This window comes from Fibrella forsythiae, assembly GCF_017353175.1.
Classification (GTDB): Bacteria; Bacteroidota; Bacteroidia; order Cytophagales; family Spirosomataceae; genus Fibrella; species Fibrella forsythiae.
The window spans coordinates 160,589-176,285 of record NZ_JAFMYW010000001.1; the positions used below are offsets into that span (position 1 = coordinate 160,589).

At 50.6% G+C, this 15,697-nt stretch carries 11 protein-coding genes; 6 read left to right on the top strand and 5 right to left on the bottom strand.

Going from position 1 to position 15,697, the window contains the following annotated elements; translation table 11 throughout:
• Positions 1–61: 61 nt before the first annotated feature.
• Positions 62–1,690: a hypothetical protein gene (locus J2I46_RS00850; RefSeq protein WP_207327031.1), complete on the bottom strand. Its 1,629-nt coding sequence runs from the start codon at positions 1,688–1,690 to the stop codon at positions 62–64.
• A gap of 158 nt (positions 1,691–1,848) precedes the next feature.
• Between J2I46_RS00850 and argS the strand changes: the two genes are divergently transcribed.
• The 5 genes from argS to J2I46_RS00875 all read left to right on the top strand — a co-directional run bounded on the left by argS (position 1,849) and on the right by J2I46_RS00875 (position 9,745).
• Entirely contained in the window at positions 1,849–3,651 is a 1,803-nt protein-coding gene (gene argS / locus J2I46_RS00855; protein ID WP_207327032.1) for an arginine--tRNA ligase, read from the top strand.
• A 106-nt stretch (positions 3,652–3,757) separates the two neighbouring features.
• Complete coding sequence (locus J2I46_RS00860; protein ID WP_207327033.1) at positions 3,758–4,378, top strand: glutathione peroxidase; 621 nt, start codon at positions 3,758–3,760, stop codon at positions 4,376–4,378.
• An 88-nt stretch (positions 4,379–4,466) separates the two neighbouring features.
• Positions 4,467–5,360, top strand: coding sequence for a 1,4-dihydroxy-2-naphthoate polyprenyltransferase (locus J2I46_RS00865; protein WP_207327034.1), 894 nt, complete (start codon positions 4,467–4,469; stop codon positions 5,358–5,360).
• Positions 5,361–5,485: 125 nt separating this feature from the next.
• Positions 5,486–6,604 carry an efflux RND transporter periplasmic adaptor subunit gene (locus tag J2I46_RS00870; protein ID WP_207327035.1) on the top strand — a complete coding sequence of 373 codons (1,119 nt, stop codon included), beginning with the start codon at positions 5,486–5,488 and terminating at the stop codon, positions 6,602–6,604.
• 18 nt (positions 6,605–6,622) lie between these two features.
• Positions 6,623–9,745 (top strand): efflux RND transporter permease subunit, encoded by a 3,123-nt coding sequence (locus J2I46_RS00875; protein WP_207327036.1) that lies wholly within the window; start codon positions 6,623–6,625, stop codon positions 9,743–9,745.
• A gap of 117 nt (positions 9,746–9,862) precedes the next feature.
• On the opposite strand, the gene J2I46_RS00880 is transcribed toward J2I46_RS00875, so the two are convergent.
• The gene (locus tag J2I46_RS00880) at positions 9,863–11,173 is read right to left on the bottom strand and encodes an aspartate aminotransferase family protein (RefSeq protein WP_207327037.1); all 1,311 of its coding nucleotides are present in this window, start codon (positions 11,171–11,173) and stop codon (positions 9,863–9,865) included.
• A 120-nt stretch (positions 11,174–11,293) separates the two neighbouring features.
• Between J2I46_RS00880 and J2I46_RS00885 the strand changes: the two genes are divergently transcribed.
• Positions 11,294–12,430: a hypothetical protein gene (locus J2I46_RS00885; RefSeq protein WP_207327038.1), complete on the top strand. Its 1,137-nt coding sequence runs from the start codon at positions 11,294–11,296 to the stop codon at positions 12,428–12,430.
• Between the two features lies 1 nt (position 12,431).
• Here J2I46_RS00885 and J2I46_RS00890 read toward each other — a convergent pair whose 3' ends face one another.
• The 3 genes from J2I46_RS00890 to J2I46_RS00900 form a co-directional block, all read right to left on the bottom strand.
• Positions 12,432–13,637 carry an ATP-grasp domain-containing protein gene (locus J2I46_RS00890; protein WP_207327039.1) on the bottom strand — a complete coding sequence of 402 codons (1,206 nt, stop codon included), beginning with the start codon at positions 13,635–13,637 and terminating at the stop codon, positions 12,432–12,434.
• 55 nt (positions 13,638–13,692) lie between these two features.
• Positions 13,693–14,499 carry a type 1 glutamine amidotransferase gene (locus tag J2I46_RS00895; protein ID WP_207327040.1) on the bottom strand — a complete coding sequence of 269 codons (807 nt, stop codon included), beginning with the start codon at positions 14,497–14,499 and terminating at the stop codon, positions 13,693–13,695.
• A gap of 94 nt (positions 14,500–14,593) precedes the next feature.
• The gene (locus J2I46_RS00900; RefSeq protein WP_207327041.1) at positions 14,594–15,694 is read right to left on the bottom strand and encodes a carboxylate-amine ligase; all 1,101 of its coding nucleotides are present in this window, start codon (positions 15,692–15,694) and stop codon (positions 14,594–14,596) included.
• Positions 15,695–15,697 lie beyond the last annotated feature (3 nt).

Consider the following 15,697-nt stretch of genomic DNA (forward strand, 5'->3'; position numbering starts at 1 on the left):
CTAAATGAACCCACAAAGCAGGGACTGGGTTCCGGGGTTAGTGAACGGCAACAAAACCTGATCAGTCTGGACCAGATGATTTTGCGGTGGCTGATTTTCTGGATGCCGGCGTAGGAATTGAGTGGCTAAAGGCGTTGTAAATCAGTTTATTGACGTAGAAAAGCTCGCGGCTTTTGCTGGTATATCCTCGTTCCGGCCCAACTTTTTGATACCCAGTTGCCAGAAAATAAGGTCCATACCAGGCAACAATACCTTCATCGGCCGCTTCCTGAACTTTCTCTTTCAGTGAACCTGCAGTCATTTTATACGGTTCGGCGGTGGTCACGACCGAGTCGCGTTCAAAGACTTCGGTCGCAATTTCACTGTCCTGTTCGTAGGCCATCACCATCCGATCGCCCTGCGCCGATACCTGCACTTTTTGCGTAAGATCCATGTCGGTCAGGTCATCGATCGGTAAACAGTTATCCCAAAGTAAGTTACCCTGCTGGTCAAACTCGCAGACAAACGCATGTGTATAGCGGTATCCATCAGATGACAACTGATTGCTACTTCCGGGAGACCCGATGACTGAACGATATCTGGACTGTGGCGTTGACACTGACCGCCATGACCGGTTAGTATAGCTTGAGATAGACCCTCTGTACTGCGGATAATACACCTCAGCTACAAGCCGAAGGCCATTTTTGGTAGGAATCAGGTCATGAACCAGCAGCCGGTAGCGGAACGTGAATTCTTTACCCAGCCGCTTCTGTTCAGCCAGACGAGCCTGCATTTTCTTTTGTCGCCTGGGTTTTAGGTAGTTGAAAAAATTCTTAAGGCTCGAAAAATCAACGTACCTGATCGCTTCGCCACGGTTGGTGGTGACGGTCAGTTTTCCTGTTTCGTTATGCCGTATGCGGGTGATGAAAATGCCCTGCGAGTAAGGTGTACAGTCGGTAGAATAGTTGCCCACAAGCAATGATTCATCGACGCTGATCGGTAAGATTTTGCCGGAAATCAGGCTATATTCAGTTCCGCCATATTCGATAACCCGTAAGGGCCGGCCATCTGGGGCGTAGGAACGCAGCGTAAACTGGCAGTTTTTCTTCAGCGTATGGGTTACCACGTGAATTTCCTGCCGGAACTCATCAACCTCCATACTCTCCAGTTCAACGTTGTTTACATAGAGTCCCTGAAAGACCCGAATGCTGTTATCGAACAACGAATAAGCCATCACGACGGGCCTTGACCGGTAATAGCCCGCCATGTACGCCATGTTCCCCATCACTTTAAAATTTGTTGTCGTCAGACTTGAGGGCAATTTCCCCGCGTAGGTATCTACCGTACCATCGTCGAGACTGAGGCGCATGATGGTAAAATTGTCGGTATCGGTTTCCTGGGCAAGCTGAAATACGTACCTGTCATTATTGAACGTGTGTGACGGAGAGAAATGCTCAGTCAGGGTATGCTCCACCTTCCAGCGGGTGGTCAGGGCAGTGTCTAACCGGGTATATGTATACGAATGTGGATGGCGGCTGTAGTCGTCGTGGAGATGATAGGTTAGGAGCGCTCCCTGTTCGCCAAGCGGCAGCACATGGTACTCTTCGTCAGCCGACTCTTCGATCGAGTAATCGGCACGCTTTACTGGCACCATCTGAGCAACAGCAAGCCCGGTAGCGAGCGAAAAACAAAACAGGAGAATAAGGCGCATAGAAATAGAGTGTCGAACAGCCAGTCTGGAAATGCTCGATATACCGAAAGCTACATCTTCTGCCTGAATTGCCCAAATGCGTAGCCCTTTCGTACTTTTGTAACTCAATACTACCGCACAGGCGGAACGTTCCGGCCCAACAGGATGGCCACACAGCAATGGATTTACAGGCAGATTTAAAAGCGGCTATTCAGCAGGCCATTCACACCCTCTACAACACGTCGGTAGATGACGTCACCCTTCAGCCTACCAAAAAAGAGTTTGAAGGAACTTACACCTACGTTTTCTTCCCACTGGTAAAATCGCTCCGAAAATCACCCGCCGAGATTGGCCAGGCGCTGGGAAACTGGCTGCAATCAAATGCGCCCGTGGTTCGCAGCTTCAACGTAGCGCAGGGTTTTCTGAACATCAGCGTGTCAGATGCGGCTTACATTCAGGCCTTAAACGGTATTTTGGCACAGCCCGATTTCGGCGTAACACCCAATAACGGGCAGTCAGTGATGGTTGAGTTTTCGTCGCCCAATACCAACAAGCCGCTCCACCTGGGCCATCTGCGGAATAACTTCCTGGGCGATTCAATCAGTCGTATTCTGGCTGCCAATGGCTTTGCTGTAACGAAAGCCTGTCTGGTCAATGATCGGGGAATCCATATCTGTAAGTCGATGCTGGCGTACCAAAAGTTTGGTCGTCAGGAAGACGGCACATTCGAAACGCCCGAATCGGCTGGCCTGAAAGGCGACCACCTGATCGGTAAATACTACGTTCTGTTCGATAAGGCGTATAAAGCCGAAGTGAAGCAACTGGTTGATGAAGGAATGGCCCAGGATGTTGCGGAGAAAAAAGCTCCACTGATGCAACAGGCGCAGGCAATGCTGCTGAAATGGGAGCAGGGCGATGCCGAAACGGTGGCGCTCTGGCAACAGATGAACACCTGGGTGTATGCTGGTTTTGCCGATACCTACAACAATATTGGTGTCAGCTTCGATAAGACGTATTACGAATCGAACACGTACCTGCTTGGTAAAGATGTCGTAGAAGAAGGATTGGCGTCTGGCGTATTTTATCAAAAAGAAGACAAATCTGTCTGGATCGATCTGACAGACGAAGGCCTTGACCAGAAGCTCGTTCTGCGGGGCGACGGCACATCGGTCTATATCACGCAGGATTTGGGGACAACAGACCTGAAATTCAGCGATTTTCACTCAGACCGGTCAATCTGGGTAGTGGGCAATGAGCAGGACTATCATTTCAAGGTACTGTTTGCCATCATGAAACGTCTTGGTCGGCCGTATGCTGCTGGTTGCTACCACCTGAGCTACGGCATGGTTGACCTGCCATCGGGAAAAATGAAATCACGCGAGGGTACCGTTGTCGATGCTGATGATCTGGTCAATGAAGTGACGAACGTGGCGGCTGCAGCGGCAGACGCCGCTGCGAAAGGTAAACTGGATGAATTTACTGGGGCCGAGAAGCAGGAACTATTTCACATGATTGGCCTTGGAGCATTGAAATACTACCTGCTGAAAGTAGACCCGCAGAAACGGATGCTCTTCAACCCGGAAGAATCGGTTGACGTACACGGCCATACAGGACCCTTCATTCAGTATGCGCATGCGCGGATTCGGTCGGTACTCCGCAAGGCGCAGGAATCGGGACTCGTTTTCGATGCACCAGCCGATGAATCGGTGGAATTGCACGAAACAGAGCAGGAATTGATTGTCTTACTGGGGCAGTATCCGAAGCGGGTGAAAGAAGCAGGCGACAATTTCGCACCCTCTTCAATTGCTCAATATGTATACGACCTGGCGAAGGCCTACAATCGACTTTTCGCTGAACTGTCTATTCTGTCGGAGCCAGATCCGGTAAAAACGCAATTACGGCTTACCCTATCGGCGCAGGTGGCTGAAACCATCCGTAAAGGCATGGGTTTACTAGGTATCGGCGTACCTGATAAAATGTAAGTAGATTGGTTTGATAGATGGGGTTTAGTATTGCATGCTTGTAGTTTTCGCAACACCAACGCACCAAATCAGACTTGTAGCTCCAATAACCCCTAACAATCCAGTTATGCGTACTTCATCAAAAATCGGTCTTGCTCTTGCAGCGGCCGTTATCCTTGTCGTTTCTATGTCTTTTTCACGATTAGTTAAGCACGTTTTCAGCGATAAAACGGCCGCCTTCGAAGCCCCGGTAACACTTGATTCGGCACCGACCAAGTCACTCTACGACTTCAGCATGAAAAGCCTTGACGGCAAAACGGTATCGCTTAGCCAGTATAAGGGTAAGAAGGTGATCATTCTGAACACCGCCTCAGAATGCGGTTACACACCGCAGTATGCTGACTGGGAGGCGTTCTATAAGCAGCATAAAGACAAAGTGGTCGTGCTGGGTTTTCCAGCCAATAACTTTGGCGGTCAGGAGCCAGGCAGCAGCGAACAGATCGCGTCGTTCTGTCAGAAGAACTACGGGGTAACTTTCCCGCTCTTTGAAAAGATCGACGTGGTGGGCGAGAATCAGGCTCCGCTTTACAAGTGGCTGACAACCAAAAGCATGAACGGCTGGAATGAACAGGCGCCTAAGTGGAACTTCTGCAAATATGTTGTTGACGAGAATGGCAAGCTCACCCACTTTTTTGCATCGGGTGTGAAGCCTAACGACGATTCTTTCAGGAAGGCAGTAGGCATTTAATGAGTGACATGCAGAACGAGTGAAAGGTGCACTGCTCTCATTGCCAGCGCACCTTTCACTTGTTTATCTACTTACCTATTCACTCTTTATGAAAGCCTGGATTGCTGCGGCCCGACCGCGAACATTACCCCTTTCGTTAGCCAGTATAATTCTCGGTAGCTTCCTGGCGGCATCGACTGGACGATTTAGCTGGCTCATCTTTGCATTGGCTGCACTTACAACTGTTTTCCTTCAGATACTGTCTAATTTCGCCAACGATTACGGCGATGCTGTTTCAGGAAAAGATACTCCTGAACGGGTAGGGCCCCGCCGGGCGGTGGCAACGGGTGACCTGACGAAAGAAGCCATGTTGAATGCTATCCTGATCACGGCTGGCCTTTCGTTACTCTCTGGTATCTGGCTTTTGGTAGAAGCAACCCGCGACTCCGGGGCCTGGTTATTCTGGTCTTTTCTGATTCTCGGTCTACTCTGTATTGCAGCGGCGGTAGCATACACGAACGGTAAACGACCATATGGCTATGCTGGCTACGGTGATATTGCGGTACTGCTGTTTTTTGGCTGGACAGGCGTGCTGGGTACGTACTACCTGCACACGCAGACGCTGGGTACGTTGCTATTGTTGCCTGCCAGTGCGGTTGGTTTTTTTGCTACAGGCGTACTGAATATCAATAATATACGCGATATCGAGACCGACGCGAAAACAGGGAAGCAGTCAATTCCGGTTCGGTTAGGCCGAGCCGGAGCGGTCCGTTATCACTGGGTTTTACTCATTGCCGGCATGGCCTGCGCGTTGGCCTACTCATTATTAACAGCACAAAGCTGGACACCATACCTGTACCTGCTGTCTTTCCCGCTTTTCATTCTGAATGGTCGGGCAGTGGCAACACACACGAATCCTGCTGAATTAAACCCCAGACTTGGCCAGTTAGCCATGTCTACATTGCTCTTTGTAGTGCTGTTTGGCGCGGGAGTTGTTCTATAAATGCTGTTCTGTCATGGGTAGTGTCATTGATAAACTGCCTTTTTCCTTCATAACACGCTATTTTGCGCCACTCTTGACGTCTTTTTAGTTGACAAACAAACATTTTACTAACCTCAACATAAATTTTGAAACGCTGGGTTGCTATTGGTCTCGTAGTGCTGGTCCTGGGGGGCCTTATCGTTTATAATAAATTTTTACATCCCGCACCGGGTGCAGGTGGTTCTGGCGGGGGCGGCGGTGCTGCTCCTGCTGCGGGTGGCGGCGGTAAAGGTGGTGCTGGCGGCGGTGCCGCAGGAGCTGGCGGACCAACCATTGTCAGCGGTTTTATTGTCAAACCAACCGTAATTGCCAATGTCGTAGTAGCCACGGGCTCGCTCGTTGCCAACGAACAGGTCGACATCTTCGCCGAGATCAGCGGACGTATCGTCGAACTGAACATCAAAGAGGGGCAGCCCGTTGCCAAGGGTGCCCTGCTCGTGAAACTGTATGATGGTGATTTGCAGGCTCAGTTGCAAAAATTTCGGGTTGTTGAAGAAAACGCCCGCCGTACTGAAGAACGTAACAAGCAGCTTCTTCAGCGCGGGGGGATTAGCCAACAGGAGTACGACATCATTGTTACTAACCTCAAAGGTGCCTTGGCCGATATTGACCTGACTAAAGCGTCGTTGCGCCGTACGGAAATCAGAGCACCCTTCGCTGGTACTATTGGCATTCGGAATGTCAGCCCCGGAGCCGTTATTACGCCATCAACACTTATTGCTCGTCTTCAGCAACTTAACCCGCTCAAACTAGATTTTTCTGTGCCTGAGCGCTACAGCGCATCTGTTCGGAACGGCGAACGGGTAAACTTCACGCTGGATGGCGTTCAGCAGGGTTTCACGGGGCAGATCTACGCGGTGGAGCCAGACGTCGACGTTGAAACACGCAGCCTGCGTATCCGGGCGCGCGTAGCCAATACCAGCCGCGACTTGCGTCCGGGTGCCTTCGCGAAGGTAAATTTGGTTTTCCGCGAAGATCAGGCACTTACTATTCCTTCTCAAGCGTTACTTCCACAGACACGCGGTAAACAAGTAGTTGTTGTTCGCAACGGTAAAGCCACGTACGTAGACGTACTGACCGGCATTCGGGACAAGAGCAACATTCAGATCACCAAAGGACTCAGTGCCGGTGATACCGTCGTAACCACAGGTCTGCTCTTTATTAAGAAAGATGGGCCCGTCAAGGTGACTAAAATCAGCAGCTAAACCTGTAAACTCAACAGAATGAGCCTTTCTTCTCTTTCACTAAAACGGCCGGTCTTTGCGATGGTAATGTCCATCGTCATTGTGCTGTTCGGCGTAATCGGGTACACCTTTCTGGGTGTACGCGAATACCCTGCCATTGACCCGCCCGTTATTTCGGTGCGAACCAGCTATACCGGTGCGAACCCCGAAATCATTGAGTCGCAGATTACCGAACCGATCGAAAAAACGCTGAACAGCATCGAAGGTATTCGCACGATCTCGTCGAACTCGGCGCTTGGGGTCAGTAACATCACCGTTGAGTTTAACCTCGATACCGATCTGGAGCGGGCCGCCAACGACGTGCGTGACAAAGTGTCGCAGGCGCAAAGGCAGTTGCCACAGGATATCGATGCGCCACCGGTTGTGACGAAAGCGGATGCCAACTCTGACCCCATTATTTTCATGCCGGTTCAGAGCACAACCCGTAACCCGATGGAGTTGTCGGATTATGCCGAGAACGTGTTGCAGGAACGCTTGCAGACTATTCCGGGCGTATCGCAGGTGAGCATCTACGGCTTGAAACGCTACGCCATGCGGATGTGGTTAGACCCAGCCAAACTGGCCGCATACCGCCTCACGGTGCAGGATATCCAGACGGCACTTGCCGCCCAGAACGTGGAACTTCCCGGTGGTAAAATCTATGGTAACAATACTGAATTGACTGTTAAATCGGTTGGCCGACTGACTACAGAAGCGGATTTTAATAACCTGATCCTCCGCCAGACGAACGGTCAGATTCTTCGACTGCGCGATGTTGGTTATGCCACGCTCGGACCGGAGAATGAAGAAACATCGTCGAAGCAAAACGGTGTTCAGGGCGTGATTCTGGTCCTGGTTCCTCAGCCTGGTGCCAACTACGTCGATATTGCTGATGAGTTTTATAAACGCTTCGGTGAGATTAAGAAAGAGTTGCCTAAAGATCTGATTGTCAGCGTTGGTATTGACCGAAGTACGTTCATTCGTAAGGCCATCGAGGAAGTTGAGGAAACGCTGCTGATCTCATTTGTGCTGGTTGTACTGGTTATCTACTTCTTTTTCCGTGACTGGCTCATCGCCTTCAGGCCATTGATTGATATTCCGGTTTCGCTGATCGGTGCATTCTTTATTATGTACATTGCCGACTTTAGTATCAATATCCTAACACTGTTAGGAATTGTGCTGGCAACCGGTCTGGTGGTGGATGACGGAATTGTAGTCACCGAGAACATCTTCAAGAAGATTGAAAAAGGCATGGAGCCTGAAAAGGCTGCTGAAGAGGGGTCGGAAGAAATTTTCTTCGCCGTTATTGCCACATCTATTACCCTGGCGATCGTGTTCCTGCCTATCATTTTCCTGCAGGGATTCGTGGGACGACTATTCCGTGAATTTGGTATTGTGGTGGCGGGTGCGGTATTGATTTCAGCGTTCGTCTCGCTTTCACTGACACCAGTGTTAAGCGTAAAAATGACGTCGAAAAACCCGGATAAGCGGTCGTGGTTTTATGAAAAAACAGAACCATTCTTTGTCTGGCTCGATACGACCTACCGCGACTCACTGGGTAGCTTTCTGAAGAAACGTCGATGGGCGTGGGCTATGATGATCGCCTGTCTGGCACTGGTGTTTGGGCTGGGCGCCACGCTCAAATCAGAATTGGCTCCATTGGAAGACCGGGGGCGAATCCGCATTCCCATCACAGCACCTGAGGGAACGAGCTACGAAGCGATGAGCTCGATTGCCGACCGCGTGACTAAATTGGTTCTTGACTCAGTACCTGAAACGAAGCTTACGTTTAGCGTGGTGGCTCCGGGTAACTCCGGTGCAGGAGCCGTGAACTCCGGGTTCGTTTTCATAAACATGGTTGACCCGCAGGATCGGAAACGTACCCAGCAGCAGGTAGTTGATAACCTGACGAAGAACTTCAAAAGCTTTACCGATGCTCGTATGTTCCCCACGCAGGAACAAACGATCTCCACTGGTGGCCGTTCGGGTTCGTCGCTACCCGTTCAATTTGTGTTGCAAAACCTGAGTTTCGAGAAGCTTAGGGAGAAGCTACCGTTGTTTATGGAAGAGGTAAAAAAAGACCCCACCTTCCAGAACTCAGACGTTGACTTGAAATTCAATAAACCTGAACTAAACATCAGTGTTGACCGGGAAAAAGCAACCGACTTAGGCGTTTCCGTACTTGATGTCTCGAATACGTTGCAACTGGCTCTGAGTAACCGTCGTCTGGCCTACTTCCTGATGAATGGAAAGCAGTATCAGGTAATTGGCCAGGTTGACCGGGAGAACCGGGATGAGCCTACTGACCTGCGAACCTTCTACGTGCGAAACAACCGGCAGGAATTGATCCCGCTAGATAACGTCGTAAAATTTGACGAGGTAAGTAGTCCGCCGAGCGTTTACCATTATAATCGATTCAAGTCGGCTACTATTTCAGCGGGCTTGGCACCAGGCAAGACGATTGGCGATGGGGTGACGGCTATGAATGCCATTGCCGCCAAGTTGCTCGACAATACATTCCAGACCGCCCTGACCGGCTCATCGCGTGACTTTTCGGAAAGTTCGTCCAATACCTTGTTTGCCTTCGGTCTGGCTCTGATTCTGGTCTACCTGATTCTGGCCGCTCAGTTCGACTCGTTCGTTGATCCGTTCATTATCATGCTTACGGTGCCCCTGGCGCTGGCCGGTGCTGTATTCTCGCTATGGCTCTTTAATCAGACGCTGAACATCTTTAGCCAGATCGGGATCATCGTCCTGGTTGGTCTGGTTACTAAAAACGGGATTCTGATTGTTGAATTTGCCAATGAGCAGATGGCCGAAGGGAAAGACAAAGTAGCTGCCGCGCTCGAATCGGCCGCTATGCGACTACGTCCAATTTTAATGACTACGCTTGTGGCCGCTTTCGGTGCATTGCCACTCGCGCTTGCACTAGGTTCGGCCTCAAAAAGCCGTGTGCCGCTGGGGGTTGTTATTGTTGGCGGGCTGTTGTTCTCTCTCGTACTAACGCTCTTCGTTATACCGGCCATGTACATTTTTATGTCTCGCCGCAAACCGGGTCAATCTGTGCACGAATCGCCTGATCAGAAAAAGTTAGAAGAGCAGTCTGCTGAAGTAGTGGCTTAGCCTGGAAAAAGACTGCACTTAACGTATACTGCTGAACCAGAACGGGTATACTTCGACTGAAAAAAGGCCGAAGTATACCCGTTCTGGTTTATGCCAAATTAGGGTGTGATTACCTGATTAAGCCGCAGCAAGTCGAGTGTCTAGGCTATCAATACTTGACAAGATAACTTGGCAGGCCAACCGGATTTCGTCATCCGTAATCGTCAGTGGCGGAGCAATGCGCATCGAGTTATTGCAAAATAGAAACCAGTCGGTAATGATGCCCAGCGTGGATTCGCCCGGCGTGGATTCGCCCGACTGGTCCGACCATCCGATTGATAGTCCGGGTACGTTGCTATGAGGCAGAATAGACCGGTCTATGATTGGTTTAAGTACCTCGAAGGAGTCGAATTCGGCGGCGAGCATCAGGCCTTTGCCACGAATCTCCCGAATCAGCGGATGTACCAGTAATGATCGGATGAGCTGTCCTTTCCGTTCGGCATCGGCAAAAAGGCGTTCGTTCTGAATGGTTTGTAACGTAGCCAGCGACGCCGCACAAGAAACCGGATGGCCGCCAAACGTGGTGATGTGCCCCAGCATCGGGTTGTTTTTAATGACCGCCATGAGCGGTTCCGGCGCCATAAAAGCGCCGATAGGCATGCCGCCGCCCATTCCTTTTGCACTCAGCAGGATGTCGGGCACTATGGCTGCTCCGTCCGGATCGATGCCCTGAAAGGCCCAGAAAGAGCCGGTTCTGCCAAAGCCGGTTTGTATTTCATCGAAGATCAGCAACGTACCTGTGGCTGTGCAGCGCTCCCGTACGGCGTGCAGGTACGCAGCATCGGGTACGCGAACGCCCGCTTCACCCTGAATCACCTCCATAATGACCGCAGCAGTACGGGTGGTAATCATCGCCAGATCATCCCAATCGCCGTGATGAATGTGTCGAATGTCGGGGAGTAGCGGCCGATAGTTACGCTTGAAATTTTCATCACCGCTCAAGGAGAGAGCTCCCTGCGTCGACCCGTGGTAGGCATTGTGGCAGGCAATCAACTCGGTACGTCCCGTAAATCGTTTCGCCACTTTCATCGCCCCTTCAACCGCCTCCGTCCCCGAGTTGGTGAAATACACGTTGTTGATAGGACCATAGGTAGTCTTAGCCCCTTCGAGTGTTGCAACAAGCGCGTGGGCAAGTTCTGCCTGTGGCCCCTGCACGTATTCCCCGTACACCATCAGGTGCATATACTTGTCGAGCTGAGCCTGAACGGCAACCAGAACAGCCGGATGCCTATGGCCAACATTACTGACGCCAATGCCAGAAATCAGATCCAGGTACGTCTCACCATTCAGACCAAATAAATAAACGCCTTCGGCCCGCACAATTTCCAACGCTAGCGGGAAATCGGTGGTCTGAGCAATATGCTGGAAGAAAAGTTGCCGATGTGTCACGCTTTTAGTAGCAATTAAGTAGTTTGGTGTTACAATGCGCGCCGTTCTGAAGCCAAACGTTCGTTAAGTAGCCCCGTCGACGAACCGGTATGCGGTTCTTATTCCTAAACCATGCTGACGATGAAAACAGTTCTTTTACGCCTTTTTCTCCTGCTGGCAGGTATGGCGCCCGTCTGTGCGCAAACGATTCCAGTTGACACGTCGAACGGAAAGCCCTACTACATTTTGCTCAAAGATGGCTCTCATATTCAGGGGCGAATCATCAAACGTGATAGTACGATGTATACGGTGCGGATGAAAAACGGGCAACTGACTTACGTGGAAACAGCACTGTTTGGCCAGATAAGCAGTGTTGCGCCGACGATGACTGATACTGCCGCCTATTTCTCCCAACAATCGTATGCCCGGCCCAATGCATCGCCACCAGTGCAGACAACGGTTTCACCCAGTCAGTATGAGATTACCCTGACCGACGGAACAACGCTCAATGCGGTTGTGCTAAGCCAGGACTCCAGCAGAGTAGTTGTGAAAACAGAAGCGTTGGGTACCGTCTATATTCCAGCCAGGCGAATTGTTCGTATGGAGCGCGTACAAAATCCTGACAAACAAGCGGCTCAACAACGCAAGCGATCGTCTGGGAGCCCGAACCTGTTTCCGCAATATCTTAATTTTTTACCATCGGCCTATCAGGCAGAGCGTGGCAGAGTCTATTTCAGAAACTCGTCCGTGTACATTAGCCAGTTCGACGTAGGCATAACTGACAACTGGAGTGTGGGCGCCAGTTTTTTTACGTTCGTCCCTAGTTTATTCGGGTCATTATCGACAAAAGTGTCTGTACCCGTTGGGGTGCGTGTCAGGCTCGGCATACAGGCGCAGTTACTGTATGGCTCCCTATTCGACAGAACAGCATCGACCGGTCTGATTCAGGGGATCGTATCGATTGGAGACTCCCAGAATAACGTTACCGTTGGGCTTGGAACTGGCACAAGCCGTTACTCCATTGGCCAGATCGGCTCTGTGAGTATTGTGCGCAAATTGAGACCATCACTTACGTTTATCAGTGAAAATATCCTCTTGTTTGGCGGGTCTAACTCAAGGTATTCAATCGGAAAGCTCAGCGCGGGACTTCGGTTCGACCGGGTCCGTCACTCCTTTGATTTGTCGGCAAATATTCCTTTTGGCCCCGATGGAATCGTATCGGGCTCTAACGTAGTTCTATTCCCAACGGCTAGTTATCAGGTCCGTCTCGGGAAGTAGGTCATTGCTCGAAGTAGGCGATGGTACCACCCACCCAGTCAAAGTCTTTGTTGAACCGTACGCCAATCATTTCACCGCGGCTGAGTCGAGCCAAATTAGTGATCAGTTGAGGCTTGTCGGCATTGTCCGGCCAGATGAACAGCAGCCGGATTTCGCATTTGACCTGGCCGTCAGGCGCGGTGATTACCGGCTCATACCGTACTTTGCGCTGAAGCAGAAAGTTGCCCCGCTCTGCAGCTGGTATGGCGTCGATATCAGCGGGCGATACGTTGATCTTCACGCCGCTGCCCGCAAACGAGAAAAGTGGTTTCAGAACATAATGCTCCAGATCGCCGGGTACGTCGGTCAGGTCGCTGAGGTAATGACTTTTGGGTACGTAGGCGCTGTTGATGAGCGGGAGCGTGTATTTGCTGATTCGAAAGAACCAATTGGGGTGACCAACCCAGTACACGTCAACATCGTCGGTGAGTTTGAATTCTGTATTCAGGTCAATAATCGCCTCCAGTTCATCAAATATCAGACGGTTGTAAATACGCCGAATGCGTATCTCACGCCCGTCTTTTTCGTAAAACAGTTCGCGCCCCCGTTTTTTGATCTTGGTTAAACAAACGGCGTCGATACCGATGTAATGCTTGGTAAGGGCAAAGTCGATGCGCGTTTTTTGTTTCTCGGGGTAAATTTCCAGCAGAATAACTTCTTCCGGATCGCAGTCGCCCACGATCAGCTTACGCAGTTCGCTGATGTATTCATTGTTAGTAGAGACGCCGAATAAATGGTTGACCGAATCGGGTATCGGAAAGTGCGACCGGAAACTTTCCGACAGGTAGGGCTGGAATCCATAAAGTGATGGAAAGCCCTGAAGTTCAATAAGTTGAGGCTCCAGCTCGCCTGTCGTTTCATTCCGGCAAACCGCAAAATCAACAGCCATGAATGTGGTATGACTATTTGCTCCTTCGCCGGGTACGTACTGATGGGCCGGAATGGCCGCTTCTGTTTTCGATTTGAAATCAGGTTTCGTAATCGTTCTGACAATATCATCGCAGGCCGTCAGCATTTTATCCGTCAGCAGTTTGGGCACGAAAACGGGTGTTTCGGCTACCCGAAAATCCAACTGGTCAGGGAATTCAGTGTTGATCTGAGCTAAGAACGCTTTGTACCGTTCAGGGCTAAAATGCGCGTTGTATTGGCAGCGAATGGATGCAATCATAAGGCGTTTGAGTGGTAAGCTTCGGATTCCCGACCGGGCTGATCAGGCAGAAAAATTAAGCGGGCGTCAGTTCACGGATGGCGTTTCGTAAAAAGCCGGGTAAAATAACCGACTCGGTCAGAGCAATTTTCTGAGGATCCTGCAGGTACGTTACCATTTCATCGTATTTGGCCTGCCCATAATTACTGACGATCTGGGTACGTTTTTCGTCGAGTAAAAAATACCGTAACATTCCTTCATCATCAGCTTCAGGGTGGAACTGTGTACCGAAAATTTCATCGGTAAAGCGAATGGCCATGACTGCCCGTTCCAGGTCTACGTGTGGGCGGATCTTTTCCAGGCATAGCAATTTCGCGCCCTGAGCCTCAAATTCAGCCAGTTTGGGTTCCGTAAGCTGATAATCCCGCGAGTCAACGGCATAGAATGGTTCGCCCAGCGCACTAAATAACGGCTCGGTCATGCCCTCGTCGGTACGGTGAATCGGGAAAATGCCGAATGAAGTGGATTTGCGCTTGCTGATCGTTCCGAGGTGCAGATGGCCCGCAACGAGTTGAAACGAGTGGCAGATGAGGAACAGATGCTTTTTGTTGTCCTGAGTCAGGTTATGCTCGAACAGGGAGTCGATCAGGCCGAAAAATGGAATTTCCCAGGCTTCGCCAAGGGGAAGCGGAATGCCGGGGCCACCCGTAGAAATGTAGACATCGTAGGAAAGATCGGGCAGTTGGTTCTCGGCCCGGACGTTGAAAACCGTATAAGGGAGTGGCACCCCGTCATTGGCTTCAACCGTTTGAATGGCGTGCAGAATACAACGCATGCCTTCGTTGGCTACGTTGTTGTACATGTCTAGAATGGCAATTTTCATCTCAATGGTACAGTTTTCAATACTCAGTGAACAGGTATCAGCCAAGAAATTGACAACTGATATCTGTTCACTGGATATTGTTCATTGATTTTAACTACCTGACGCCGAATGAAGTTTCCCGAACGATGTAATCGACCACCGCTTTGAGGTCGTTTGTTTCATTGAAAACAGCCAGCTGGCGGTCTGCTCCTGTGCCATTTTTAAGAATCTGATGCACATATTCGCACTCCTGGCGGCTGCCCAGTTCATCGACCACATCATCAACAAATTCCAGTAATTCGTAGATCAACTGATGAGTTGGTACCTCTTCCTGTTTGCCAAAATCAATCAGTTTACCTTCAATGCCATAGCGGGCTGCCCGCCACTTATTTTCGGCAATGAGGATCCGGCGGTAGGGACGGAAGTTGAGGTTAGCCCGCTGGAGTTTGTAAATTTTCGCCACCAGTGCCTGCATGATTGCTGCCAGACAGATAGTTTCATCTACCCGCATGGGTACGTCGCAGATGCGGAATTCGATGGTGTCGAAGAAGGGATGCAGGCGAATGTCCCACCAGATCTTCTTACCGTTGTCGATACAACCTGTTTTCACCAGCAGGGCAATGTATTCGTCGTATTCGGCGGCGCTGCTGAAATAATCGGGAATGCCGGTGCGGGGAAACTTATCGAATACTTTCGAGCGATACGATTTAAAACCCGTATTACGGCCACACCAGAACGGCGAATTGGTCGAGAGCGCGTAGATATGGGGCAGAAAATACCGAACCGCATTCATGATCTGGATTCCTTCGTTTCGGCTGGCAATACCCACGTGAACGTGCATGCCGAAAATCAGGTTTGACCGGGCTACATCGCGCATTTCTTCGATGAGCCGGTCGTAGCGCTCATTGGGCGTGATGAGCTGATGTTGCCAATCGGAGAAGGGGTGGGTGCCAGCCGAGGCTACATGCAGGTTCTGACGTTCGGCCAGCTCGATTATTTCGCGACGAAGAAACGTTACCTCCTGACGGGCCTCATGAATGTTGTGGCAGATGTTTGTACCTACTTCAACCACGGCCTGGTGCATTTCTGCCTTTACCCGTTCCTGAAGGATAATTTGCCCGCCATCAACTAGTTTCGACATGTGCGAGCGTAACTCGCGGGTTTCGGGATCAATGGTCTGGAATTCTTCTTCAATCCCAAGCGTGAATTCGGGCATAAA

Excerpts from the sequence above, each read along its gene's own strand:
- J2I46_RS00860 (WP_207327033.1), top strand. The coding sequence starts at position 3,758 with ATGCGTACTTCATCAAAAATCGGTCTTGCTCTTGCAGCGGCCGTTATC.
- J2I46_RS00890 (WP_207327039.1), bottom strand. The coding sequence starts at position 13,637 with ATGATTGCATCCATTCGCTGCCAATACAACGCGCATTTTAGCCCTGAA.
- J2I46_RS00865 (WP_207327034.1), top strand. The coding sequence starts at position 4,467 with ATGAAAGCCTGGATTGCTGCGGCCCGACCGCGAACATTACCCCTTTCG.
- J2I46_RS00875 (WP_207327036.1), top strand. The coding sequence starts at position 6,623 with ATGAGCCTTTCTTCTCTTTCACTAAAACGGCCGGTCTTTGCGATGGTA.
- J2I46_RS00900 (WP_207327041.1), bottom strand. The coding sequence starts at position 15,694 with ATGCCCGAATTCACGCTTGGGATTGAAGAAGAATTCCAGACCATTGAT.
- J2I46_RS00895 (WP_207327040.1), bottom strand. The coding sequence starts at position 14,499 with ATGAAAATTGCCATTCTAGACATGTACAACAACGTAGCCAACGAAGGC.
- J2I46_RS00885 (WP_207327038.1), top strand. The coding sequence starts at position 11,294 with ATGAAAACAGTTCTTTTACGCCTTTTTCTCCTGCTGGCAGGTATGGCG.
- J2I46_RS00850 (WP_207327031.1), bottom strand. The coding sequence starts at position 1,690 with ATGCGCCTTATTCTCCTGTTTTGTTTTTCGCTCGCTACCGGGCTTGCT.
- argS (WP_207327032.1), top strand. The coding sequence starts at position 1,849 with ATGGATTTACAGGCAGATTTAAAAGCGGCTATTCAGCAGGCCATTCAC.